General features: G+C 68.5%; 20 protein-coding genes. 5 read left to right on the forward strand and 15 right to left on the reverse strand.

What is annotated here, in order from left to right; genetic code table 11:
* Window positions 1–3: 3 nt before the first annotated feature.
* Window positions 4–312 (reverse strand): hypothetical protein, encoded by a 309-nt coding sequence (locus AC1DKR_RS06935; RefSeq protein WP_478031967.1) that lies wholly within the window; start codon window positions 310–312, stop codon window positions 4–6.
* Window positions 313–529: 217 nt separating this feature from the next.
* Here AC1DKR_RS06935 and AC1DKR_RS06940 point away from each other — a divergent pair, with 217 nt between their 5' ends.
* Entirely contained in the window at window positions 530–1648 is a 1119-nt protein-coding gene (locus AC1DKR_RS06940) for an SDR family oxidoreductase (RefSeq protein ID WP_478031970.1), read from the forward strand.
* Here AC1DKR_RS06940 and AC1DKR_RS06945 read toward each other — a convergent pair.
* Window positions 1645–2724, reverse strand: a complete 1080-nt coding sequence (locus AC1DKR_RS06945; protein WP_478031972.1) for a serine hydrolase domain-containing protein — start codon at window positions 2722–2724, stop codon at window positions 1645–1647. The genes AC1DKR_RS06940 and AC1DKR_RS06945 overlap by 4 nt on opposite strands.
* A 229-nt stretch (window positions 2725–2953) precedes the next feature.
* On the opposite strand from AC1DKR_RS06945, the gene AC1DKR_RS06950 reads away from it, so the two are divergent.
* Both AC1DKR_RS06950 and AC1DKR_RS06955 read left to right on the forward strand, forming a co-directional pair.
* Complete coding sequence (locus AC1DKR_RS06950; RefSeq protein ID WP_025876036.1) at window positions 2954–3340, forward strand: BlaI/MecI/CopY family transcriptional regulator; 387 nt, start codon at window positions 2954–2956, stop codon at window positions 3338–3340.
* Window positions 3341–3343: 3 nt separating this feature from the next.
* The gene (locus AC1DKR_RS06955; protein WP_478031975.1) at window positions 3344–5287 is read left to right on the forward strand and encodes a M56 family metallopeptidase; all 1944 of its coding nucleotides are present in this window, start codon (window positions 3344–3346) and stop codon (window positions 5285–5287) included.
* Between the two features lie 86 nt (window positions 5288–5373).
* Here the strand turns inward: AC1DKR_RS06955 and AC1DKR_RS06960 are convergent, their stop codons facing one another.
* The 4 genes from AC1DKR_RS06960 to AC1DKR_RS06975 all read right to left on the reverse strand — a co-directional run bounded on the left by AC1DKR_RS06960 (window position 5374) and on the right by AC1DKR_RS06975 (window position 10596).
* Complete coding sequence (locus tag AC1DKR_RS06960; protein WP_025876032.1) at window positions 5374–5697, reverse strand: I78 family peptidase inhibitor; 324 nt, start codon at window positions 5695–5697, stop codon at window positions 5374–5376.
* Window positions 5698–5786: 89 nt separating this feature from the next.
* On the reverse strand, window positions 5787–6806 hold the full coding sequence (locus AC1DKR_RS06965; RefSeq protein WP_363734197.1) for a ribonuclease H-like domain-containing protein: 1020 nt from the start codon (window positions 6804–6806) through the stop codon (window positions 5787–5789).
* Window positions 6803–9292 carry a DEAD/DEAH box helicase gene (locus AC1DKR_RS06970; RefSeq protein WP_099786314.1) on the reverse strand — a complete coding sequence of 830 codons (2490 nt, stop codon included), beginning with the start codon at window positions 9290–9292 and terminating at the stop codon, window positions 6803–6805. The genes AC1DKR_RS06965 and AC1DKR_RS06970 overlap by 4 nt, the downstream gene beginning before the upstream one ends.
* 83 nt (window positions 9293–9375) lie before the next feature.
* A complete protein-coding gene (locus AC1DKR_RS06975) occupies window positions 9376–10596 on the reverse strand; it encodes a hypothetical protein (RefSeq protein WP_363734199.1) in 1221 nt (406 codons plus the stop codon).
* 249 nt (window positions 10597–10845) lie between these two features.
* On the opposite strand from AC1DKR_RS06975, the gene AC1DKR_RS06980 reads away from it, so the two are divergent.
* The gene (locus AC1DKR_RS06980) at window positions 10846–11361 is read left to right on the forward strand and encodes a hypothetical protein (RefSeq protein WP_363734200.1); all 516 of its coding nucleotides are present in this window, start codon (window positions 10846–10848) and stop codon (window positions 11359–11361) included.
* Window positions 11362–11398: 37 nt separating this feature from the next.
* Complete coding sequence (locus tag AC1DKR_RS06985) at window positions 11399–12064, forward strand: hypothetical protein (protein ID WP_312787229.1); 666 nt, start codon at window positions 11399–11401, stop codon at window positions 12062–12064.
* Between the two features lie 164 nt (window positions 12065–12228).
* Here the strand turns inward: AC1DKR_RS06985 and AC1DKR_RS06990 are convergent, their stop codons facing one another.
* Genes AC1DKR_RS06990 through AC1DKR_RS07030 form a run of 9 tightly spaced genes read right to left on the reverse strand, consistent with a single transcriptional unit; the run spans window position 12229 to window position 24567 of the window.
* Entirely contained in the window at window positions 12229–14034 is a 1806-nt protein-coding gene (locus AC1DKR_RS06990) for a hypothetical protein (RefSeq protein ID WP_478031981.1), read from the reverse strand.
* A complete protein-coding gene (locus AC1DKR_RS06995; protein ID WP_428704901.1) occupies window positions 14031–16196 on the reverse strand; it encodes a hypothetical protein in 2166 nt (721 codons plus the stop codon). The genes AC1DKR_RS06990 and AC1DKR_RS06995 overlap by 4 nt, the downstream gene beginning before the upstream one ends.
* Complete coding sequence (locus AC1DKR_RS07000; RefSeq protein ID WP_478031983.1) at window positions 16193–17314, reverse strand: BatA domain-containing protein; 1122 nt, start codon at window positions 17312–17314, stop codon at window positions 16193–16195. The genes AC1DKR_RS06995 and AC1DKR_RS07000 overlap by 4 nt, the downstream gene beginning before the upstream one ends.
* On the reverse strand, window positions 17311–18207 hold the full coding sequence (locus tag AC1DKR_RS07005; RefSeq protein WP_428704903.1) for a DUF58 domain-containing protein: 897 nt from the start codon (window positions 18205–18207) through the stop codon (window positions 17311–17313). The genes AC1DKR_RS07000 and AC1DKR_RS07005 overlap by 4 nt, the downstream gene beginning before the upstream one ends.
* A gap of 7 nt (window positions 18208–18214) precedes the next feature.
* On the reverse strand, window positions 18215–19198 hold the full coding sequence (locus AC1DKR_RS07010; protein ID WP_336023091.1) for an AAA family ATPase: 984 nt from the start codon (window positions 19196–19198) through the stop codon (window positions 18215–18217).
* Window positions 19199–19211: 13 nt separating this feature from the next.
* A complete protein-coding gene (locus AC1DKR_RS07015) occupies window positions 19212–19919 on the reverse strand; it encodes a DUF4159 domain-containing protein (RefSeq protein ID WP_164280074.1) in 708 nt (235 codons plus the stop codon).
* A complete protein-coding gene (locus tag AC1DKR_RS07020; RefSeq protein ID WP_312786490.1) occupies window positions 19919–21253 on the reverse strand; it encodes a TldD/PmbA family protein in 1335 nt (444 codons plus the stop codon). Before AC1DKR_RS07020 ends, AC1DKR_RS07015 begins: the two co-directional genes overlap by 1 nt.
* 20 nt (window positions 21254–21273) lie before the next feature.
* Window positions 21274–22908: a TldD/PmbA family protein gene (locus AC1DKR_RS07025; protein ID WP_478031988.1), complete on the reverse strand. Its 1635-nt coding sequence runs from the start codon at window positions 22906–22908 to the stop codon at window positions 21274–21276.
* Window positions 22909–22935: 27 nt separating this feature from the next.
* A complete protein-coding gene (locus AC1DKR_RS07030; RefSeq protein WP_363734209.1) occupies window positions 22936–24567 on the reverse strand; it encodes a TldD/PmbA family protein in 1632 nt (543 codons plus the stop codon).
* Window positions 24568–25126: the final 559 nt, after the last annotated feature.

The raw sequence follows: 25126 nt of genomic DNA on the forward strand, positions 1-25126 counted from the left end.
CGGTCAGCCGCAGTAGATGGCAGTGATGTTGTTGGTGCGGCCCTTCTCGATGGTGAGTCGTTCACCGCCTTCGCTGGCGGGCGGCACACGCGGACCGTCGTGACGCAGCACCTGCACGTGCAGGCTGTCGCTGTCGACGCGGGCGCGCTCGACGGTCGCATCCGATGCCGCCAGGCCCACCGCGCCGCGCACCATATCGGAATGGCACTGGCCGGAAATCACGCCATCGATGGGCTGGATCTGGGCGATGGGGCTGCTGCTGCAGGCGGCGAGGGCGAAGCAGACGGCGGCGGTGGCAATGGCATGTTTCATGGGGGGCGTTCCTCGTGTTGTGGCCTGCAGGGTGCGACGACACGCGTGGTGGCGGAATGAATGCCGTGCACGCGATGGACACAATGCGCTCACTGCCGCCAACAGCCTGCGTGGAGACACTGCACGAGCGGCGCACGCCGCCCCCGGTACTGCGGCGCACGCGCCCCGGTAGTGCCGGCCGCTGGCCGGCAACCCCCATCCTCCCGAGGAGACCTGCATGGCCACCACCAAGAAGACCCCCGCCCGCCGCAAGGCATCGCCGAAGGTACGCAAAGGCACCCAGGCAGCGCCAGCCGCCGCCGAAGCCACCACGTCCGAGCGCCCGCGCGTGGTGAAGACCGCCACCCGCAAGGCCGCCGCTTCCGATCCGCGCGCGGCGCGTGTTGCAGCACGGCAGCGGCGCCTGCAGGACCAGGAAAAAGCGAAGGATGTACGCGTAGCGAAGAAGGCGGCAAAAAAGAAGACCGCCACCCAGGCCGGGCCGCGCCATCAGCCGGAGAAGATGCCGGCGCAGCAGCTGGCCAAGCCCGGCCACGAGCACGCACTGGAACTGGCCCCGCGCTTCCTGGCCCCGGACTACATTGGCAGCGGCAAGCTGCAAGGGATGCGGGCGATCGTCACCGGTGGTGATTCCGGCATCGGCCGTGCGGTGGCGGTACTGTTCGCCCGCGAAGGCGCCGACGTTGCCGTGCTGCATCTGGACGAAGCCAAGGACGCCGAGTTGACCCGCCAGTATGTGGAAAAAGAGGGCGGTCGCTGCGTGGTGATCGCTGGCGACGTACGCGACCCCCGCTTCTGCAACAAGGCCGTCAAGCAGGTGGCCAAGGCGTTTGGCGGCATCGACATCCTGGTCAACAACGCGGCGTTCCAGCTGCACTGCGAACGGCTGGAAGACCTGGAAGATGCGCATCTGCAGGAAACCCTGCAGACCAACATCGGCGGCTACATCCAGATGGCGCGCGCAGTGCTGCCACACCTGGGCGAGGGCGCCAGCATCATCAACACCGGTTCGGAAACCGGTCTGTTCGGCAGCAAGGCATTGATTGATTACTCGGCCACCAAGGGCGCGATCCATGCGTTCACCAAGGCGCTGGCCAGCCAGTTGCTGCCGCGTGGCATCCGGGTCAACTGTGTGGCGCCCGGCCCGGTGTGGACGCCGTTGAACCCGGCCGACAAGCAGGCGAAGGATGTGGCCGAGTTCGGCAAGGACAGTGACATGGGCCGGCCGGCACAGCCCGAAGAACTGTCGCCGGCCTATGTGTTCCTGGCCTCGCCGGCCTGCGCCAGCTACATCAGCGGGGTGATCCTGCCGGTGATGGGCGGGCCGCGCGGCTAGCGCGCGGCAGCAACACCCTTGGGCGCGGCAGTGTAGAAGCCGGCGATGCGCGGTATGAACTGCTGCGGATTGGCACCGACCAGATTGGTCAGTACGACAACGGCGAGGTCGCGCTCGGGATAGACGATGAAGGCCGAGCGCGCACCGCCCATGCCACCCACCTGCAGGTCGGGTGCGGTGTTGAACACCGGCCAGCCTGCGGCCCAGTCACCGGCGCTGCCGTCGTTGAGGCGCTCGGCCGTCCACATCTGCTGCACCGCGCGCTGCTCCAGCAGGCGTCCCTCCTGCAATGCAGCCAACCAGCGCGCGGTGTCATCGGCCGTGGTGAGGATGCCGCCCCCGGCCCACAGGCTGGGCGGCATGTCGTAGAACCAGTGCGACAGGCGTGGCGTCGCATCCTTTGCATCGGTGGCGCGTGGCAGGTAGCTGTACATCGTCGCCGCATCCGGGATCAGGTCGTAGCTGTCGCCAAAGGTGGTGCGTGCCATGCGCGCGGTGGAGAACTGGCCGGTGGCCAGAAAGCGTTCGTAGGGCATGCCGGATTGCCGCGCGATGATCCGCGCCAGCAGCAGGTAGTTGGTCTGGTTGTACTGGAAGCGCTCGCCGGCCCTGGCCTCTGCCGGCAGCGCGCGGACCGCCTGCCATGCATCCTGTTCCGAGCCACCGCCCAGCAATCCCTCTGCATCGAGGATGTCGGGCAGGCCGGAGGTGTGGGCGAGCAACTGGCGCACCCGCACTGCCCGCCAGCTTTCGGGCAGGTCGTCGAGATAGCGCGAGATGGATGCGTCCAGATCCAGCCGCCCATCCTGTGCAAGCTGCGCCAACGCGACCCCAGTGAAGGATTTGGTGGCCGAGTTGAGCGGGAACCGGGTGCTGCGGGTGGCGACCACACCGTTCTCGACGTTGGCCAGTCCGTAGGTTTCCGACAGCACCACCTGGCCATCCTTGACCACGGCGATCTGCAGGCCCGGGATGCGCTGTTCCTGCATGGTCTGGCGGATGAAACGACGGGTCTGGTCGTTGGCCTGGTCCTGGTTCGCGGAGACGGCGGCGAAGGGCAGCAGGCTGATGATCATGAGCAGGGTTCGTAGCGTCTGGCGAGGCATGCGGGGTCCCGGAGGGCGTAAGGATCGGCGGCGATGACGGCTGCCGCAGGCGACAGGCCATGGGGCGGATGCGCGCCCGGCGTGAAAGGTTTAAGCCGGCCGCGCGCCCTACCGTTCGTCGGCCCATGACTTCCGGGGGGTTGACTACAGGTGTCGTCATGGCAACAGTAGCGACACGTGTAGTCAAGGGAGTGTTGTCATGCGTGGCAAGACCATCGGGGACCAGGAACTGGCCCTGCTGCAGTATGTGGATGAGCAGGCACCGGCCAGCGTCGGCGAGGTCGCCAGCGGCTATGGCGAACCGCGCGGACTGGCCCGGTCCACGGTGTTGACGATGATGGAGCGCCTGCGCGCCAAGGGTTACCTGCAGCGCAGGCAGCAGCAGGGTGTCTACCGTTACCAGCCCACCCGTGGCCCGGAGAGCGTGCTGCAGGGCGCCGTTGCCCAGTTCGTCGACAACACGCTGCAGGGCTCGGTGTCGCCATTCGTGGCGTACCTGTCGCAGCGGCAGAAGGTCAGCGACAACGAACTGGCCGAACTGGAAGCGCTGGTGGCCGAACTGCAGTCGCGTCGCCAGGAGGACTGAGCCATGGATACCTCGATGTTGATTCCGATGCTGGAACGGCTGGGTTGGACCAGCCTGCAGACCGTGCTGCTGGTGGCGCTGGTGTACCTGCTGTGCCGCGCGCTGCCGGCACTGTCGGCGGCCACCCGCTGCCGCTTGTGGTGGCTGGTATCGCTGCAGGCCGTGGTCGGCCTGTTGTGGAGCCAACCGCTGCAGCTGGCCTGGTTGCCCGCACCCGATGCGATGGCAATGACGACCGTGGATCTTGCGGCGGACGCGATATATACGATGGCACCGGAGGCATCGGCGCACCTGCTGGCGAACACGCCGATGGGTGATGCCGGCAGCACCCCGGTGGCCTGGTGGGCGTTGGCACTGGCCGCGCTGTGGATGTCCGGCGTACTGCTGATGGCGTTGCGGACCTTTGGCGAATGGCGCCGTTGCCGCGCGCTGCTGGCGTCGTCGTATCCGTGCGAGGACCAGGCGCTGGTGCAGGCGCTGCAGCTGGCCTCGGATGCGCACGGCCTGCGCCGCGCGCCGCGCCTGTGGATGAGCGACCAGGTGGACGCGCCGCAGCTGGTCGGGCCGTTCCGTCCGGTGCTGCTGCTGCCGGCGGGAATGAACGCGCTGCAGGGCGATGCGCTGGACCTGGCGCTGACCCACGAGCTGCAGCACCTGCAGCGTCGTGACCTGCAGTGGGGGCTGCTGCCTGCCTTGGCCCAGCATCTGTTCTTCTTCCATCCGCTGCTGCGCCTGGCCGTGCGCGAATACGCCCAGGCCCGCGAGGAAGCCGTGGATGCGGCGGTGGTCGGCCAGCACGGTGCCAGCCGCCATGCCTATGGCCGGTTGCTGCTGCAGCTGGGTGTGGCGCCGCAGCCACACCTCGGCGTGGCCAGCGCAGCGCCCAGCACCACCAGCCTCAAGCGCCGCCTGCTGTCGCTGCAATCGCACCGGGCGTGCCCACGCCTGCTGGCCGTCGGCTTGACGCTGGTTGTGTTGGCCGTGGGCGTGGCGCCGATGCGGCTGGTGGCCGCGCCGGTCCCGCCTGCACCGCCGGCACCGCCGCGCGCTGTGCCCGCGCCGCCGCCGCCGCCCGCAGCACCCCCGGCACCGGCAGCGCCGCCTGCCGCAGCGGTACCGGCAGAGCCGGCCGACTGGGCCGAGCCGGCAGAACCCGCCGAGCCTGAGGAACCTGCCGACGTCAATGAAGACGAGGAGCAGGACGCAGGCACCCATGCGCACTCGCAGACCACCATCGTCACCCATGGCCAGCTGGATCTGGGTACGCCGCCACAGCAGGCCTTCGTCCTCGTTGATCACGGCCAGGCGTTCGCCAATGCCGGCATGGACGATGTGATGCAGGCGCGCAGCCGGCTTGGTGACGGCCCCGCCCTGTGGTTCCGCCAGGGCGACAAGCGCTACGTCGTGCGCGATCCGATGCTGATCCAGTCGTTGCAGCGTGCCTATGCCGGCGCCGTCGACCTGAGCCGCCAGCAGAGTGAACTGGGGCGCCAGCAGAGTGTGCTGGGTCGTCAGCAGGGCCAGCTCGGCCGCGAGCAGGGCGAGCTGGGCAGGCTGCAGGGCGAAGAGGCGCGTGAAATCGCCCTCGCAGCCGCACGGGCTGCACGCAGTGCGATCAACGATCGCGACATCAATCGCGAAGCGGCAGCCGAAGCGGCGCGGGCCACCCGTGGCGCGGTGGACGATGCGAAGATTGCGCGCCAGGCCGCGGCTGAAGCACAGCGCGCATCACAGGTTGCCCGCAACCAGGCGCTGCAGTCCGAGCGTAGCCGCGAGATGAGCCGACTCGCCAGCCAGCAGGCCGCGCTGGGAAGCCAGCAGGCGGCACTGGGCAGTCAACAGGCCGCGTTGGGTGAGCGTCAGGCACGGCTGCAGGCACAGGCAGCGAAGCAGGCAGAGCAGGTCATCGCGCGTGCCCTGGCCAGCGGCAAGGCCGAGCGGCTCTGACAGAGCGGTAGCGCCGGGCCATGCCCGGCGAGCGCAGCGGCGCGTATGCGAATGGAATCCGCCGGGCATGGCCCGGCGCTACCCCATCAACCGCAGCTGGCGCGCTCGATACGGTTCTGTGCGTCCACCTGCACGGTCACCCGGTCCTGGCGGAAGTCCATGGTCACCGCCATCCCCGGTTTGACCACGCGTGCGTTGCGCGCGCCACTGTCGGCCACCAGCTTCTTGATCGTCGCTTCGTCGGCGGTCTTGCCGGTGAATGCGTCCAGCGCCTCGGGGCGGCACTCCTGCGGACCATCGGACACCTTGGCCGGCAGGCTGCCGGCATCGGCAGAGGCGTTGCCACCGGCATGGCTGCAGGCGGCCAGCGGCAGGATGGCCGCAAGCAGCAACAGGGGGGATCGACGCATGGCAGTACTCCTGGGTGGTGTTCAGTAGCGGCAGTGTCGCCGAGCCCTGTGTCAGTGATGTCAACGCGGCCTGGATCCGCCCTCTCCGTTCATCCGCTTACCAGCGCCAGGGTCTCCCGTTCGCGCTGCTCTTCCCGCACCAACCGCTGCAGCAGCAGCGCCAGGGTCACCACGTCCTGGTGGTTGTGGTCGGCCACCCGGCGCAGATTCAGCGCATCGCCGCCGCGCAGGAAGCGCAGCCATGCGGCGGGGGCTTCCGAGCCGGGCAGGTCATCTTCGCGCACCACGCGCAGCAGTTGCCGCTCGATGGTGGACAGCTTGCAGTTCTCCCACGTACCGCGGTAACGGCGGCGGGTGGGATACAGCAGGTCGACGTGGTCCAGCGCGGTGATGGGATCGGCCTGCCGGGCCAGCCGGTAGCGCGTCTTCAGCAGTGGGGCGTCGTAGCTGCGGCCGTTGTAGCTGCAGAACACGGTATGCGGCTGCAGCCAGCTGGCGAAGGCGGCCAGCATCGCTTCCTCGGCAGCCATCGTCGACATCAGCAGCTGGCGGATGCGCAGGCCTTCGCCATGCTGCGGGCACACATGCCAGTCGGCCGCGCCGATCATGAAGGCGCGGGTGCCGGTGCCGCCGGCCAGGCCGGTGGTCTCGGTATCGAAGAACAGCAGGTCACGCGCAGCCACGTGCTCACCCTCGCGCTTGGCGAAGGCCAGCGACAGCGGCATGGCGGGAATCGGCTGCGGCAGCAGTGACTCGATCAGGAACAAGCCGGGCGCGATCTCGTTGCCGGGCAGCTGACGGTCCTGCGCGCTGGCGCGGACCGGCGCGGGGCCACCCCGCGAGCGCATGCCAAGCAGGCGATGCAGGCCGCCGACCTCGGGCCGTCGCAGTGCTGGCGGCGCAGGTGCGGTGGTGGCAGTGCCGGTCGGCTTGTGGCGGATCTCCTGTTCCACCCAGGCAAACACCGAACGCTCGGCCGGTGGCTGCCGCGCATCGTTGGCGGCCACCCGTGCCGGCGGCGTCTGCTGCGCCGGCGCGGCAGGCGTGGCTGCTTTCGGGTCACCCGCCTGCTTCCGCAGCAGGCGCAGCTTGTCCAGGCTCAGGCTCACGGGGCGATCAGCTCCATCGGGTCGCGCGTGCTCACCACCACATCGGCCACCTGCTGGCAGGCCTGCGCATCGAACAGGTCGAGCACGCGCAGCGCCAGCGCACGTGGCGAGGTTTCATCCTGTTCCTGCGCGGCCAGCACCGGACCGACGCAGGCCGGGCAACCCGCCTTGCAGTCGCAGCGCTGTACCAGTTCGCGCGCGCGCTGCACCAGCTCGGCCTGGCGCTGCCACAGCGGCTCGCTCAGGCCGACGCCACCGGGGAAATTGTCGTACAGGTATACGGTCGGCACGAATTCCTGCAGCAGTTCCACCGCGCCAGGCTCGCCATCGCTGCCCCGCAGCTGGCCGCGCCCGCTCTGGTCGGCAATCGCGATCCAGGTGCCATCGCCGTTGCCCACCGACTTCTGCAGGTCGCGCGCATCGGCCATCACCGCCACCGTGGCTACGATGTGCAGTGCATAGGCGGCGCCGAGGAACCCATCCAGCGCATCCTGCTTGCTGGCGAAGGCGCGCAGCAGCAGCGCCTGCGGCAGCTGCCACCACACCGCGGTGGTGTGCAGTTCCTGGTCGGGCAGGTTGACCGGGCCGTAGCCGATGTTCTCGTGGGTGTAGTAGCGGATCTTCTTGTAACCGGCCACGCGGCGCACCACGTGCACTTCGCCATGGTGCGAATCACCACGGCCGGCCACGCCGCCATCGAAACGGTCCAGCACCTTGAGCTTGGTGAAGTCGATGCTGTCGGTGTAGTAGTCCACGTGGGTGCGGGTGACGTAGGCCTTGCGGCCTTCCCAGTCCAGCGTTTCCACCTGGTAGGGCGTGGACTGCACCATGTGGATGGCGCCCTCGTACAGGGTCAGCGCGGCAGCGGAGTAGTCCACCTCGGCGATGATCTGCTGGCGGCCATCGCTGCGGTCGACCACGACGAAGTTGCCATCGGCCACGGCGCGCAGGCTGACTGCGTTGGCCGGATAGCTGTCGGCGATCCACTCCCAGCGTTCGCCTTCGCGGTGGATCACTTCGGTTTCGGCCAGTGCTTCAAGGAACACCTCCGGATCGATCGGGCCGAAGCCATCGCCGACCCGGAACGGCAGTTCGAACGCCGCGCAGCGGATGTGATCGAACAGGATCAACGGCTGGTCGGGCGCGATGCGTGCGTGTTCCGGCGACGCCTCGGCGAAGAAGTCCGGATGGCGCACCACGTACTGGTCCAGCGGCTGCGAACTGGCCACCATCACTCCGAGTGCTGGCTGCTGGCGGCGTCCGGCGCGGCCGAAGCGCTGCCAGGTGGCAGCCACGCTGCCGGGATAACCGTTGAGGATCACCACGTCCAGGCTGCCGATATCCACGCCCAGTTCCAGCGCCGAGGTGCTGACGATACCGTCGATGTTGCCCGCCCGCATCGCACGCTCGGTCTCGCGGCGCTCGGTGGGCAGGTAGCCGCCGCGGTAGGCGCGGATGCGTGGTGGCTTGCGCGGGTCGTGGTCGAAGATGTCCTTCAGGTACTTGGTCAGCACCTCCACCATCAGCCGGGTCTGCGCGAACACCAGCGTTTTCAGGCCGGACTTGATCGCGATGCGGGCGATGCGGTTGCTCTGCGAGCGCGCCGAGGCACGCAGGCCCAGGTCGGGGTTGATCACCGGCGGATTCCACAGCAGCACCTGCTTCGGCCCGCTGGGTGCACCGGATTCGGTGATGGCGGTGACCGGTGCTTCGATCAGCGCCTCGGCATGCGCCTGCGGGTTGCCGATGGTGGCCGAGCACAGGATGAACTGCGGTTGCACCCCGTAGAACGCGCAGATGCGCTTGAGCCGGCGCAGCACGTTGGTGACATGGCTGCCGAACACGCCGCGATAGGTGTGCACTTCGTCGATGACGATGTAGCGCAGGTTCTCGAAGAACTGCGCCCACTTGGTGTGATGCGGCAGGATCGCCTGGTGCAGCATGTCCGGGTTGGAGACCACGATGTCGCCATGCAGGCGGATCGCCTGCCGCGCGTCGCCCGGGGTGTCGCCGTCGAAGGTGAAGGCCTTCACCCCGAGGTCGCCGGCGCGGTTGAGCTCCAGCAGTTCGGCCACCTGGTCCTGGGCCAGTGCCTTGGTCGGGAACAGGTACAGCGCCTTGGCCTTGTCCTGCATGGCGGCGCTGACCACCGGCAGGGTGTAGCACAGCGACTTGCCGCTGGCGGTGGGGGTAACGATGGCGACGTGGTCGCCACGCTGGCTGGCCTCCCATGCCTCGGCCTGGTGACTGTAGAGCTGCTCGATGCCGCGTGCCTTCAGCGCGGCGGCCAGCGCCGGTGGCACGGAATCGGGAATCGGCGCATAGCGGCCTTCGCGGCCGGGAATGGCGAAGCTGCCGGTGATGCGATCCTGGTAGCGGCGCTGCAGGCGTGCACTGAGCAGTGCGCCATCGCGTGCGGGCAGGCCATCACGGGTGGCGAGCTGCTGCTCCGCATCGGCGGTGCGCTTGGCGAGTTCGTAGGCCATGGGAAGTGGATTTTCAGGGGATCACATGGCACCACAAATGGGTCTCACGATGTGAGACATCCGCAGCGGGCGGCGTGAACCATTCAGCGCGTTGGTGGCATGCGTGCAGCCAGTGCCGCGCTGCGCCGTGCGTGGCACCGCAGGTGCCGGCGCCACCGATGGATGGCCTGCACCAGATGCCACAGCCCGGTGGCGGCGGTGAGCGGCCACCACACTCCATGCATCAGCCTGAGCGCATCACGGGTGTGCTGCCGGGAGATGCCCGCCGGCAGTTCGACGAACATTCCGCCGAACAGCAGTACGCACAGCATCAACCCCAGCCATGCCAGGCTCCACGTCGCCCCAGCGGAGGAAAACCGGACACGGTCCTCGGCCAGGGACCACTCCCGGCCCGCGCCCAGGACCATGCCATCGCATTGGCGGATATCCAGTGTGAGGTGCTGCCCACTACGGAAACGCTTGGACGCCAGCCACTCCGCAGGCAGCTGCACGCGGTGGTCGCTGCCCAGTAGCCAGCAGGGCGGATGGTGTGGGTGCAGCATGAGCTTGTTGAGCCTGCCGCTGAGCTGCAGAACCGGTTGCGGCGCACCTGGGCCACGCTGGCGTGGCCATGCCATCCACACGGCGGTGCCGGCCACGGCGCACAGCGGAAGACCCAGCAACAGCCGCCACCACAGCGCGACGTCGATCTGCAGCGCGGGCAGCGCCGCCAGCGCAAGCAGCGCGATGACAATGCCCGGCCAGCGAACGCCATCACCCCGGCGCATCGCCACTTCGGCCGCCGTCTCCAGCCGCTGTCCGTGGACCGCGCACGCAGCAATTGGCCGCACGATGCGCCGTTTGCGTTGCAGTGGTCCCTCAAAGGCGGCCGCATGCTCGGCTTCCTCGGCAGCCACCCGGTGCCGGGCACCGACAATGTGGAATCCATTCAAGCGGACTACCAGAGCGGCGTCGCCAGCCAGGACGACCTCTGCGTGATTGTCTACGGCAACATGCTGCCAGGCATCGAATGGCAGCAGCACGGCAACGTCACCGAGCCAGGCCGAATGGAAGGGGCGGTTGCCGAAGCCAGACGGCCCGCTGAAAGCCCCCGACAGCACGCGCACCTGTGTGTCGTGCGTCCGCCCGCTGAGCGCACGCAGCGTGGCAAGTGCAGCATCTTCATCTTCGGTGAGCGGACGTGAGGGGGGATTGCGCCGCAGCAGGTGCAGGGCATCGCGTGCATCCGACGCCCACTGCAGGTAGCAGGCCACCAGCATCGCCAGCAGCACCGCAAGCAGGAGGAGGGTCGCAGCGGGCGACATCAGCAGCATCCCAGCAGGCGTGAGTGATCGCAGCAGCGGGGCGGTGGCAGGCTCATCGGCGTGCAGGTGCTCAGAGGGGCCTGCAGGCTCATGGCATGCTTCGGCGTGCGCAATGCAAATCATTGCAAGGTGCGTGGCGGCTGCGCGGAACCGTGAGGACGGGCACAAGCTGAACGCCGGCGGCGCTTCCAACGAAATCTGAAGCCCGCATCCGTATCCTCGACACTTGGACGCAACAGGCAAGGGCGGATGGCTGTGGCAAAACGCGCAACGCAGGGAGCACTTCTGGCCAGCCTGCTGCTGGCCGGCATCGCGCAGGCGCAGCAGGCGCCGGTGGCAGTGCCCGATCCTGCCCCTGCAGCCGCCGCAGACGCACCGGTGGCAACCACGCCGGTTTCCAGCACCCTGCCGCAGGACACCGTCACCACGCTGGGCGAAGTGCGCGCGCTCAAGCCCGAAGACGACCAGCCGCTGGACCTGTACCGCTTCAAGAACCCGATGCGCGCGGAGAACAACCGCTTCAGCCGCGACTGGAGTGAGCCGCCCTCGCCCGAGCAGGTCAGCATGGGCGGCGGTTACATCATGATGGGCGTGGTCAAGGGCGTGATGGCTGCGGCCAAGGGCCTGAACAAGATCACTGGCGGCCCGGACCAGATCCAGTCGGCCATCGCCCGGCCGCCACCGGAACTGAGCGCCGAGCAGCAACGGCGCGCGCTGCAGTTCTGCGCCCAGCAGGATGGTTGCGGCGCACCGCCGGAGAAGTAGGCGTTATCCTGCGGGCCTTCCCTTCGAGGCTGCCTGGATGCTGCTGCGTACCCTGTTCCTGCTTGCAACGCTGAGCCCGCTTGCCGCGTTCGCCAGCGACCTGACCGATGGCGGTTCGTGCCGCAATGGCGCGTTCCCTTCGGAACAATCGGGCTTTGCCCTGGCCAAGGTGGTGGGCACGCCGCGCCTGTACCTGCTGGGCGACATGGACGGCTGCCCGGCCAAGGGCGAACCCGCCTGCAGCCAGCGCAGCTACGTGGTGAGTGGTGACACGGTGGTGACCGGGCGTGATCTTGGTCGCTACCGCTGCGCGTTCTTCCCGAACAAGGTGGGTGGCAGCGCAGGCTGGGTGGATCGCAGCAAGCTGCAGGCGTTGCCGGTACCCGCGCCGACGCTGCAGGCCTGGTCCGGAGACTGGAAGGACAGTGACAACGGCCTGCGCATCCGCGTGCGTGACGGCCAGCTGCACGTGGAAGGCGATGCCTACTGGCCCTCGGCCAACCCGACACCGGCAGAACGCCCGGGCGGCCCGAACATCGGCGCGGTAAGCGCACAGGCAGTACCGCGTGGTGCCCAGGTCGACTTCGTGGAGGACACCTGCACGGTGCACGCGCAGCTGCTGGGCGATGTGCTGATCGTGGCCGACAACAGCGAGTGCGGCGGCATGAACGTGCGCTTCAACGGTGTGTATCGGCGCAAGTAGAGCCACGCCTTGCGTGGATGAAACGCGCGGACGGCCCGGCGCCAACCAAGGCGGGCATCTACCCTGCACGGCATCAGTAGATCCACGCCATGCGTGGATGGTGTTCGCGACTCAATCGGTGGGGTCAGAGCCCTTTCGCAGGCGAAAGGGATCCGACCCCGGGATCAGCGTCGGCGCTCCAGCCACCACAGCAGCGATGCGCACAGTACGAACGCCAACCACCACGGCCAGCGCGGCCCTGGTACACGCTGGCTCGCCTGCGCGGTTGCCGGCGCCGCAGTGGCCAGCCGCTGCGCGGTGGCATCCATCATCGCCTGCCGGTGCAGGGCAGGGGCCTGCTTCGGATCGAACACGTAGCGCCACTGCGTGCGGTCGCCGTGCTGCAGGCGCTGCCAACCGGCCTGGCGCGGCCACCAGCCCGCGCATCGTGCTGTGCTGGTGGTGCTGTCGACGATCAGCGGCACGCCATCGCCGCGTCCGTCGAAGGCCCGCAGCGGTGCCTGCACGCCGCACAGTGACTGCCGCTCGCCGGCCCAGGCCAGTGCCTGTGGCGACCACGGTCCTTCGGTACCGGGCTGCGCGCGAGCGAGGGAGGTGAACACCGTGCTCCACAACTCACCGTGGCGATCCTCGCGACCGGCCAGTACCCAGCGCCAGCTGTCAGTGATCGGCAGCAGCCCGATGCGTCCCTTGCCAACGGCGCGCCACCCACCGATGGGCTTGCTGTCGCGATCCTGCAGCAGGGGGCGGCTGTCGGCTGCCTGCAGCGCCAGGTACTCCAGCGCCTGCAGCGCCGCGGCGTGCGACGCGCGGTCGGCGTCTTCGCCATCAGCGGTGGGCAGAGTGCCGGCGGCAAGCGGCCCGCGACGTGCCTGCAGCATCGTTGCGTCACCCTCGCCGGGCATTGCCGCAACCTGGCTGCCGGCATCGCCCTGCACGGGCAGGCCGAGATCGCGCAGGCGTTGCCGTGCGCTGGCTGATGGCGCGCCGGTACTGCGCACCAGCAGGCCCAGGCCATCGCGCAGGGCCTGGCGCACGGCCGCCAGCTGAGCAGCACCGAGCGCGGCCAGGCTGCGTTCGTCGAGCAGCAGCAGATCGCTGCGCGCCAGCGTGGAGGCGTCCAACGCCACGTTGCCGTCGCCCAGGCTGAGGCCTGCGCCGGTCTCGGCCTGCACCTGTACGCGGATGCCGGCATCGGTGGCCCAGCGCCGCAGGTACTTCAGTTCGGCGCCGGGGGCAGCCGAGCGCACCAGCACGCGCAGCGGAGCGGCGGCCAGTGTCTGCTGCGGCACCGGCACGCTGTCGGCCACATGGCCCTGCGCATCCAGCAGGCGCAGCTGGAACACGCTGCGGCCCTCGGCGCGGGCGATGCCGCTGAGCTGTACACGGCCATCCTCTGCCAGCGTTGCACGATCGACCACCGCACCGGCCGGGTCCAGCAGTTCGGCCTGCGCTCGGTCTACGCCGCGTGCCTGTGCGTGTACGTCGAAGCGCGCACCGGGAGCGGTGTCCACGGGCGGCTGCAGGGCGATCCAGCCGTTGGCTGCAGGGGGTGCCTGCCAGCGCGTGTCAGCGGGCAGTGCGGCATCGCGGTCACGCGCGGCCAGGCCGGCACCGATCAGTGTCACTGTGGAGGACGGATAGCGGCGCAGTGCGGTGGCCAGGTCCGGCACGCGCGCTGCACCGGCCATATCGGTTGCTTCCGGCAGCAGCACCCGGGTGCTGCCGGTGGGCAGTGCACCGGTCCTGTCGGCCCCGGCGCCGATCACCACCAGGCCGGCCAGGGAAGCGCGCTGTGAGGGCGGCAGCAGGCAGACGTACAGCAGCGCAGCGGCGGCCGCCTGCAGCGTGAGCACGGCGATAAGACGGCCGCGCCTCTGCGTGGGCGAACGCAGCTGGCGTGCACTGGCGACGAGCACGATCAGCGCCAGCGCCACTGCGACCCACACGTTCAATGGCGATGTGCTCATGGCTGTGCTTCCAGAGCGTCGAGGTAGCGCTGCCCCATGGCATCGGCCGCACGGCGTCGCATCACCTGCGGCAGTGGCCGCTGCAGTGCGCGCCACAGCTGCGCGCGCAGGCGCTGCCGGCACTCGGTGCAGCCGGGGTCGATGCGTAGTTGTTCGATGGCGGCGGCCAGGTCCAGTGCATCGGGCAGGAACGCGTTGTTGCGCTGCTGCCAGGTGGCCAGCATGTCCAGATCGGGCGTGCCGTCCTCGTCGCCCAATCGCTGCCAGGCCTCGACGACGGCCGGATCGGGCGGCGTGCGCGCGGTCAGCGGCAGGTCGCCGCTGGCCAGCCCGGCACGGTCGCCGCTCAGGCGCCGGCTCTCGTCGATCGGCGGCAGCTCCGGGCCGACGCGCGCCAGATAGATGCGCTCGGCCTGCTGCACCTGCTTGATGAACGCCAGCGCCTTGTAGGCAAACGGCAGGGCCTGCTCGGGGCGGCCCTGGCGCAGCTCGCCTTCGGCCGACCACATCTGGTCCAGCGCGGCCTTCAAGGTGGCGCGTGTCTGCGGGTCAAGCAGCGTCGCCGCCTCGGCGTGGTCGTGGGTATGCCCGTACTCGGACAGCACGTCGGTGGCGCTGCCGAACACCGGTGGCGTGTCATTGCCGCTGGCTGCGCCACCGTGGTCGTGGCCGTGCTCGTCGTGTGCGCCGGCCTCGGCGCCGTGACCTTGCTCATGATCGTCATCGTGTGCGTCTGCCGCCGGCGTATCGCTGGTGGGCAGGTCGCTGGTCGGCGGTGGCTTCGGTGCGCCCTCGCTTTCTTCGCCCAGGAACTGGCCGTAGCGCAGGCGCAGGATGCGCTGGTCGACGCCGATCGCATCGCTGCGCTTGACGAAGGTATCGGCGGCTACGCTCCGGCGTTCGCGGATCAACGCCTCGGCGTCGATGATGATCTGCCGCTGGCTGCGGAAGTACGCGGGCAGGGTCTTCTTGATGCGGCCTTCCAGTTCGGCACCGAGCACGGCCTCGGCGCTGGGCAGGCGCAGGATCACGCTGCTGCTGCGGCCGACCTGTGCTGCCGGCGCGTGGTTGTCGCGCACTTCCAGTTGGGCGATCACATCGTTGCCGGGCTGTGCGCCCAGCGCGGCCAGATCAAGGGTATGGGCAAAGCGCCGTGCCTTCGCCTCGCCACTGCCGCTGAGCGTCACGCTGCGGCGTACGAAGGTGATGTTCTCGCCGCTGCCCTGAGTGATGGTGATCGACAGCGTCGCCTGCGCGGAGACGCCATGATCGTCGCTGGCCTCGAAGCGCAGCGTCCACTGCCGTTGCCCGGGGGTGCCCAGCACCAGGCTGGTGCCAGGCTCGATCACGCGCACCGTCGGCGCACGGTCGGCGACCACGTCGAGCCGATGCAGGCGGGTGTCGGCCAGCGCCGGTTCGCTGACCACGCGATACAGCACCGGGGTACGCGCTACGTCCTGCGCCTGCCATTCACCATTGCGCTCGCGCAACGGAAGGCGTCGACCGTCGTGGAACTGCAGCCAGGCGTTGCTGGGTGCACGGTCGAAGCGCAGTGACCAGGACAGGCGACTGTCGGCGGCGACCTTGGCGTCGAGTGCGTTCTGCGTACGCGTGGGTTGGCCGGTGTAGGCCGGTGCGTCGATGCGCAGTCGAGTGGACTGCAGGCGCAATGGACCGGCCTTGGCGCTGCTTTGCGGCGAGGCAGGCGCCGTTGGGCGCGGTGCGCCGCTGCGCGGCCAGCCCAGTGCCAGCACAGCGACGGCGATGCCGCCAATCCAGCACAGCGCCACTGCCCTGCGTGGCCAGCGTGGTCGCAGCTCGGGGAGGTTGTGTTCAAGCGCAGCCAGCACGTGCGTGCGCTGGCGCTGCTGCAGTGGGTTGAGCGCAGCGCCATCGGCAAACAGCAGATCGGCGCTGTCTTCGCTGGCGCCACTGGCATCGAGCCTGCGCTGCAACCAGCGTCGGTCCAGCTGCCGGGCGCGCATCGTCGCTGCGGCCGCAATGATCAGCAGGGCCACGGTTGCCACGACGCAGGCGATATCGAAACCGGACACGCGCAGCGCGAGTGCCGCTGACGCCAGCGCCCACGGCAGGCCCAGCAGCAGGGTGATCGCCGCGCGGCGCCGACGTGCGCGCTGCCATGCCTGTTGCAGCGCCTTCATGGTGCAGCCCTGCGTCGCGCGCTGCTCGCCATCCAGCGCTCAAGCGCGAACAGCAGCACGATCACCAGCAGCAGCCAGGCGGTGGGTTCGCGCACGGGCGGCGTTGCGGCAGGCAGGGGCGCCTGGCGTGGTGCCTGGTCCTGCGCATCTCCCAGCCGCGGCGTTGATGGCGGTTGCAGGGCCTGCAGCAGGTCGCGCGGCAGGCCGTCATCGCGCAGTGCACTGTTGCGGGCCACGTTCCATTCGCCGGGCAGATGCAGCAGGCGGCCCTGGCCGATGCGCTGCTGCCACAGCAGCGGTGCATTGTCTGCATCGCGCAGCAGTACGGGTGCACCCGCTGGCGGTTTCGCAGCGGTCAGCACCGTGCCGCCCTGCCGCAGCCAGCGCTGCCAGGTGCCAGGCAGCGCATCGGTGGCGGTCCATACGCCGATCTCGCCGCGGGCAGGCAAGGCGTCGTCGGCCAGGGGGGCCGCCAATGGTTGCGTGCCCCACGCGTGCTGCAACGCGCCCAGCCATTGCAGCGCAGCGGCCGGTGCATCGCTGCGCGTACGCAGGCGTGGTGCCGGGGAAGCGTGTGGCGGCGCGGTGATGGCCAGCGCGTGTGGCTGCCACTGCACCTCGCGCGACAGCTGCAGGCGGGCACCGTCAAGGCCGGGCAAGGGGTCGGGTACGTGTACGGTCAGCGCGGTGCCGGCCGGCAACTGCGCGTCCAGCTCGCGCAGCAGGCTGGGCAGGGCAGCAGTGTCTGCCGGCGCGGGCTGGTCGATGGTGGGAAAGCCCGGCGCCAGCCAATGCCAGTTGCGCGCATCGGTGCTGCCGCGCAGCGCGGTCGCGTCCAGGCCCGGTGCCACCACCGTCCACGCTGCCGGCACGGGCGCAGGACCGGTCAGCGCCGGGCGCGCCAGCAGCAGGGCCAGTGCGGCCAGCAACAGCAGGCGCACCAGCAACAGCGGCCAATCATCGAAGCGGATGCGCTGGCGCGGTCGCACCTGGGCGCGCAGCCAGCGCAGCGCAGCGAAATCCAGCGGCGTGTAGGGATGACGGCGGGCGAGGTGGATCAGCAGTGGCAGCAGCCATGCGGCCAGCGCGGCCAGGCCCAGCGGGAACAGCAGGCTCATGCGCCGCCCCTGCGGCCGAACAGCGCCTGCAGCGGCTGGTCCAGCGGCTGATCCAGCCAACCGGTCGCGCAGGCGATGCCACTGGCCTGCAGGCGCGACTGCAGCGCGGCGCGCGCCTGGGTGAAGCGCTGCAGGTAGTCGGCGCGGATCGCAGCGCCATCGCCGAGAAGTTCATCGCCCGTTTCCGGATCGCGGAAACGATGGCCTGCGTCGAAGGGGAAATCGCGCTCGTCGGCCGTCAGCACCTGCAGCAGCATCACCTCGCGGCGGGCGCTGGCCAACTGCTCCAGCAGCACGATGCCCGCGTCGTCGAAGCCATCGCCGATGGCCAGCAGCAGATCGCCGGGGCGCACGCGCTCCCACAGCGGTCGCAGCCGCTCTGCGGCCGGCCATGCGCCGCGCGCCTGCAGGGCATGCAGCTGCAGATGCACGCGGTCGCGCTGGCGCGCGCCATGCGCGGCCGGCACCAGCTGCAGGCCTTCGCCGTTGATCGCCAGCAGGCCGAAGCGATCACCCTGCTGCAGCGCCAGCTCGACCACGCAGGCAGCCAGCTGCCGCATGTGATCCAGGCGGCTGCGTCCGGGCGCTGTACGGTCGGACTGGCCAGCCGAGGCCGTGGCATCGAGCAGCAGCCAGACGGTGATCGGGCTTTCGCGCTCGGATTCGCGCACGAAGAAGCGGTCCGAGCGCGCATACAGCTTCCAGTCGATCTGGCGCAGTTCGTCACCGGGCTCGTAGGCGCGGTACTGGGCGAACTCCAGGCCGGCGCCGCGGCTGCGGCTGGCATGTTGGCCGATGCCGCTTGCGCCGCTGGCCAGGCGTGGCCACAGCCGCAGCGCACGCAGTCGCGCACGCAGGTCGGGTGGCAGCAGCAGCGGCGTGCCTGCGGTCACCAGTGCATCAACCCGGGAAGGGAACGGCCTGCAACAGTGCGGCGACCACATCGTCGGCGCGCTTCTGCTCGGCTTCGGCCGCGAAGGACAGCAGCAGGCGATGACGCATCACCGGTGCGGCCAGTGCCTGCACATCCTCTCGGGTGGCGGCGAAGCGTCCCTGCAGCAGTGCGCGCGCCTTGGCGGCCAGCACCAGCGACTGCCCGGCACGCGGACCTGCGCCCCATTTCACCCACTGGTTGATCGCCGCCGGTGCGCCCTCGCCGGGACGGCTGGCGCGGACCAGGCGGGTGATCCAGGCCAGCACGTCGGGGCTGACATGCACCTGGCGCACCGCCGCCTGCAGCGAGATCACCGCTTCGGCATCCATCACCTTCGGCACGCTTTCCGTGGCACCGCCGGTGGTCTGTTCGAGGATCTGCCGCTCTTCTTCCTCGCTGGGGTAATCGACCAGCACATGCAGCAGGAAGCGGTCCAGCTGTGCTTCGGGCAAGGGGTAGGTACCGGCCTGTTCGATCGGATTCTGCGTGGCCAGCACGAAGAACGGCGCCGGCAACGTGTAGGTCGTGCCGGCGTAGCTGACCGTACGCTCCTGCATCGCTTCCAGCAGCGCCGCCTGGGTCTTGGGCGGGGTGCGGTTGAGCTCGTCGGCCAGCAGCAGGTTGGTGAAGATCGGGCCCTGCTGGAAGCGGAAATGGCGATGACCGGTGCCGTGGTCTTCTTCCAGCAGTTCGGTGCCCAGGATGTCGCTGGGCATCAGGTCCGGGGTGAACTGCACGCGCCTGAACTGCAGTTCCAGTGCCTGCCCCAGCGAGCGCACCAGCAGGGTCTTGCCCAGCCCCGGCGCGCCTTCCAGCAGGCAGTGGCCGCCGGCCAGCAGGCCGATCAGCAGCTGCTCGACCACGGTGTGCTGGCCGACCACGGCGTGGGCCAGGGCGCTGCGCAGCGCGTGCAGGCGCGGCAGCAGGGAATCGAGGTCGGGGGAGGTCATGGGCGTGGTCCGTTCAATTGTTCAATGCGTACATCACGATGTTGACGCCGAAGCGGGTGTTGTCTTCGGCCAGGAAACGCTTGTTGCGCCAGTCGTAGTCCCACTCGCAGCCGTAGTCCTTGTTGCTGTAGAGCAGACCCAGCCGGCCATCGACCTCGATGCCTTTCAGGTAGTCGTGCACCAGGTCATCGCCCCAGCCGTTGAGCTCGAAGCTGGTCGCGGGCGGGCCGTCGGGGAAGCGGAAGAAGCTGCGGTACAGCGCGTGGCTGTTGGGCAGTTTCTGCAGCGCCTTCGGCCCGAACAGCCGGCCCATCTGCGCTTCGAACGAGGTGGCGAACAGGCCGTCGATGTCGTGGTTGCAGTCGTCGACGAAAACAAAGCCACCATTGCGCACGTAGCGCACGAAGTTCTGCCGTTCGGCGGCGTTGAACTCGACCAGGGTGTGCCCGGCCAGGTAGCAGAAAGGCGCTTCCAGCATGCGCGGGTCGGCCAACGCCACCACGCGTTCCTGCGGGTCCACCCGCAGGGAGGTGTAGTCGATCAGCGAGGTGATCAGGTTGGACGGCATGCGCGCGTCCACGTCCCAGTCACCGGAGTCGTACTGCAGGCGGGTGAACCAGAAGTCGTAGCGCGAACTGCGCGGGCCTGCCTGCGCCCATGCCGGCAGCGCCGCCGCCGAAGCGGCAGCAACCAACCAGCGCAGGCAGGCCCGCCGATCCATCAGACCGCGTCGGACAACGAGGTAAAGGTGAAATCGCGCAGCTTCATCGGCGGAATCATCATCACGAAGTTGGATTCGTCACCGGCCACGCGCACCGGCTTGCCCAGCTCTTCGATGTTGTTGAGCATGATCACCGGCGATTCGTTGAAGCGGAAGTTCTTCACCGGGTACTTGATCTGCCCGTTCTCGATGTAGAAGGTGCCATCGCGGGTCAGGCCGGTCAGCAGCACGGTCTGCGGATCGACCATGCGGATGTACCAGGTACGGGTGACCAGGATGCCCTTCTGGGTGCCGCGCACGAGATCGGCGGTGCTCTTGTCGCCACCGCTCATCAGCAGGTTGCCGGGCGTGGCCTTGGCGGTCTTGCCCTGCTTCTGCGCCCAGAAGCGCGAATAGTCGAGGTTGGCGATCTTGCCGTTCTCGATGATGGCGATGCGCTCGCGCGGCATGCCTTCGCCATCCCACGGCAGCACCGGCGCCTCGGCGTGCCACGGGTCGGCATGCATGTTCACGCGCGGATCGTAGACCTGCTCGCCCAGCTTGTTGCCACCGCCCTTCTTCGACAGGAAGCTGCGCCCTTCATCGGCCGAGCGCGCGCTGAAGAAGTTCATCATGAAGCTGATCAGGCCCGCAGCCGCCGCCGGCTCCAGGATCACCGTGTACTTGCCGGGCTCCAGTGCCTTGGCTTCCTGCGACTCGGTCGCCTTGCGCATCGCGATGCGGATGTCCTGGTCGGCCTTGAAGTCGGCCGCATCCTTCAGGTTGCGACCCACCCAGCCCGAGCCACGGCCATCCTCGGTGCGCACGGTGCAGGTGTAGTCGAAGTTGGTGCTGCGCTGGTAGCCGAAGTTGCCGTTGCTGTTGGCCGTGGCGTAGAAGCCTTGGCCGTCTTCGAGGAAGCCTGCAGCGATCAGCCCGTTGCCACGGCACGGCGCGATCGAATCGGCGGCAACCTTGGCGCGGAAGGCCGGATCAATGGCGGCGGTGGATTCGCTGAAGGTCGGGCTGGGGCGGTAGGTCTGCTTGCCGATGGCCGGCATGAACTCCGGGTTTTCCGGGGCCAGGCGGGCCAGGTCTTCGGCGCGGCGCACCACGCGCTGCAGCGCGGCGTCGTCGAACTCGTTGATCGAGGCAGTGCCCACGCGCTTGCCGAAGGCCACGGTGACGGCCAGCTCGGTGTTGTCGACGATGCCACTGGTGGACACGTTGTTCAGGGCGAACCGGATGTTGCCGTTGATGGAACCGGCCAGTACGGCCGTGCACTCATCGGCCTTGGACAGGGCGATGACCTTGTCGAGGATGGCCTTGGCCTGGGCTTCGGTGAAGATACTCATGTGTAAGGGCTCCTGACCGGTCAGCCGAGGCTGCGTGCGGTGTTGATGACGTTGATGCCGTTGAAGCGCGCGGTCGAGGAACCGTGCGAGACCGCCGAGACCTGGCCGGGCTGGCCCTTGCCATCGAAGAACGAACCGCCCAGGCGGTAGTCGCGTTCATCGGCCACGGCGCTGCAGGCATTCCAGAATTCCGGTGTACGGATCTGGTAGGCCACGTCTTCGAGCATGCGGGTGATCTTTCCGTTCTTGATCTCGTAGAACAGCTGGCCGCCGAACTGCGCGTTGTAGCGCTGCTGGTCGATCGAGAACGAACCATCCCCGATGATGTAGATGCCGTTCTCCACGTCCTTGATCATGTCCGACACGCTCAGCGGCGACTTGCCCGGCGCCATCGACACGTTGGCCATGCGCTGGAACTGCACGCTGGACCACGAGTCGGCATAGCAGCAGCCATCGGATTCGGTCTTGCCGAGGATGTGGGCCTGGTCGCGGATGGTCTGGTAGTCGACCAGCTTGCCGTTGCTGATCAGGTCCCAGCGCTTGCACTTCACGCCTTCATCGTCGTACGCGACCGCGCCGAGGCTGCCCGGCTGGGTCTTGTCGGCAAAGATGTTCACGCGCTCGCTGCCGTACTGGAAATGCTGCTCGCGCTTGTCCAGGGTGGCGAAGCTGGTGCCGGCGTAGTTGGCTTCGTAGCCGAGCACGCGGTCCAGTTCCAGCGGGTGGCCGATCGACTCGTGGATGGTCAGCCAGGTGTGCGACGGATCCAGGATCAGGTCGTACTTGCCGGGCTTCACCGACGGCGCCTTCAGCTTCTCCTGCGCCTGCTTGGCCGCCGCGATGGCATCTTCCTTCATGTCGTAGGACGAGCCGTAGTTGACCACGCCATTGGGCGTGAGCACCTTGCCGGCAGCTGCGCCATCGAGGTACTCGTAGCCCAGGCCCATCGGTGCGGACAGGCCTTCGCGGGTGCGGAACTTGCCGCTGGCCTTGTCGATGGCGGTGATCGTCATCGGTGCCCAGATGCGGTGCACGTCCTGGTCGATGTAGGAACCGTCGGTGGAGGCGAAGTACTTCTGCTCGTTCACCAGGAACAGCATCGAGTTGACGAAGCTGGCGCCGGCGCCCATCGCCGCGGCGTTGACGTCCAGCAGCAGGTCGACCTTCTCCTTGATCGGCACCTCCATCGCATTCTTGCGGATCGGCGTCTTCCAGCTGACCTCGCCCACGCCCGGCGCCTTGGCCAGCTGCACCGGCGCGGTCTGCACGCCCGCGTTGGCCTTGGCGATCGCCGCCGCCTGCTGCGCGGCACGGGCCACGTCGGCGGTGCTGAGCGCATTGGTGGCGGCAAAGCCCCAGGCGCCGTTGACGATCACGCGGATGCCCACACCGGTGGACTCGGTGTTGACCACGTTCTGCACCTTGTCCTCGCGGGTGATCACGAACTGCCGCAGGTAGCGGCCGATGCGCACGTCGCAGTAGGTGGCGCCGGCGCTGCGCGCAGCCTGCAGGGCGGCGTCGGCCAGGCGCTTCTTCAGCGCAGGGTCGAGGCTGGACTGCAGTTGCTCGGCGGCGATCGCCTTGCCGAAGAACGACGGCACGATCAGGCCGCCAGCGGTAAGCCCGGTCAGGGCCAGGAAGTCACGTCTGTGCAAGGCTGCTCTCCATGAAGGACGGGTGGCTCAAGCGCCGAGACTGCGCGCGGTGTTGATGATGTTGATGCCGTTGAAACGGGTGGTGGACGAACCGTGCGAGACCGCCGACACCTGGCCGGGCTGGCCCTTGCCGTCGAAGAACGAACCGCCAAGGCGGAAGTCGCGTTCATCGCAGATGGCGCTGCAGGCGTTCCAGAACTCCGGCGTGCGGATCTGGTAGGCCGCATCCTCGACCATGCCGGTGATCTTTCCGTTCCTGATCTGGTAGTACAGCTGGCCGCCGAACTGCGCGTTGTAGCGCTGCTGATCGATGGAGTACGAGCCGCGGCCGTGGATGTAGATGCCGTTCTCCACGTCCTTGATCATGTCCTCCACGCTGAGCGGCGTCCTGCCCGGCGCCAGCGAGACATTGGCCATGCGCTGGAACTGCACGCTGGACCACGAGTCGGCATAGCTGCAGCCATGCGAGGCGTCGCGGCCGAGGATGTGCGCCTCATCGCGGGTGGCCTGGTAGTCGACCAGGATGCCGTCGCGCACCAGGTCCCAGCGCTGGGTCTTCACCCCTTCGTCGTCGTAGCCGACCGCGCCGAGGCTGCCCGGCTGGGTCTTGTCGGCGAAGAAGGTGACGATGTCGCTGCCCCAGCGGAAACCGGCATCGCGCTTGTCCAGGGTGGCGAAGCTGGTGCCGGCGTAGTTGGCCTCGTAGCCGAGCACGCGGTCCAGTTCCAGCGGGTGGCCGACATTCTCGTGGATGGTGAGGAACAGGTTGGACGGATCCAGCACCAGGTCGTACTTGCCGGGCTTCACCGAGGGCGCCTTCAGCTTCTCGCGCGCCTGGCGGGCGGCGGCGATGGCGTCCTCGACCGGGTCATAGGAATCGCGGTACGCAGTGATGCCACCGGGCAGCTGCACCTTGCCGCGTGCATCGCCATCAAGGAACTCGTAGCCCATGCCCATCGGCGAAGACAGGCCGGCGCGGGTGCGGAACTTGCCGCTGGCCTTGTCGATGGCGGTGGCGGTGAACGGCAGCCAGATACGGTGGATGTCCTGGTCGATGAACGAACCGTCGCTGGAAGCGAAGTACTTCTGCTCGTTGACCAGGAACAGGGTGGAATTGATGAAGTCGGCACCCGCATTCAGTGCGGCCGCATTGAGCGCCAGCAGCAGCTCGACCTTGTCCTGGATGGGCACTTCCATCGCATTGCGGCGGATGGGCGTCTGCCAACGCACCTCGCCGACCGGCGGGGTGGGCGCCAGCTGCACCGGGCGGGTCTGGATGCTGGCATTGGCGCGGGCGATGGCGGTGGCCTGTTCGACGGCGGTGCGCACCGCCGCTTCGGTCTGCTGGTGGGTAGCGGCGAAACCCCAGGCACCGTTGACGATCACCCGCACGCCCACACCGGATGATTCGCGGTTGGTCACGTTGCCGACCTGGTGCTCGCGGGTGATCACCGACTGGTTGAGGTAGCGGCCGATGCGCACGTCGCAGTAGCTGGCCTTGGCCGAACGCGCGGCGGCGAGGGCGACCTCGGCCAGGCGCCGGCGCTTGGCCGGGTCGACCGGGGCCAGCAACTGCTCGGCGGCGATCAGCCGCGAATGCGGCAGGACCAGGCCCGCCAGGCCCAGACCGGAAAATGCCAGGAACTCACGTCGTTGCACTGCGTCTCTCTCTCACTTCCGTGCGGCCGGCAAAGGACCGATCCGATCACGTCAACTCCTCGACTTTCGCCAGCGGCGGACATTCGGGCAAGTGACTGCAGTCATGGTCGGGGAGGGTTTCGGCAGGGCTTGCAGCCCTGCACCTGCTGTAGTGCCGGCCGCTGGCCGGCAACCTCAGCAGCAACGTCAACGTCAAAAGCGGGCATTCCGTGGGTGGGCGGGGCGGTGTCGGAGTGCGGGGACGCCGTGAATCCGTCCCTGGAGGCTTGGCAGCCGCATCCATGCGGCTGACACCCCACACCGCCCCACCTCTGACAGATCTCCGCGGCTGTTGGTAGGTGTCGACCTTGGTCGACACATCTGTCAGGTATCGAAATAAATCTGGGGTCAGATCTGTTTTCCGCAGGAAAACGGATCTGACCCCAAGAGCCGTTCCAGCAGATCGCGGAAAACTGTCGAAGGCGGGAGGGGTCCGGTGGCGGGGGTGTCCGCGGCATGGATGCCGCGGCCAAGCCCCCAAGGATGGGTTTACGGCGTCCCCCGCCACCGGACCCAACCC

The organism is Stenotrophomonas sp. 01N47 (assembly GCF_056399165.1).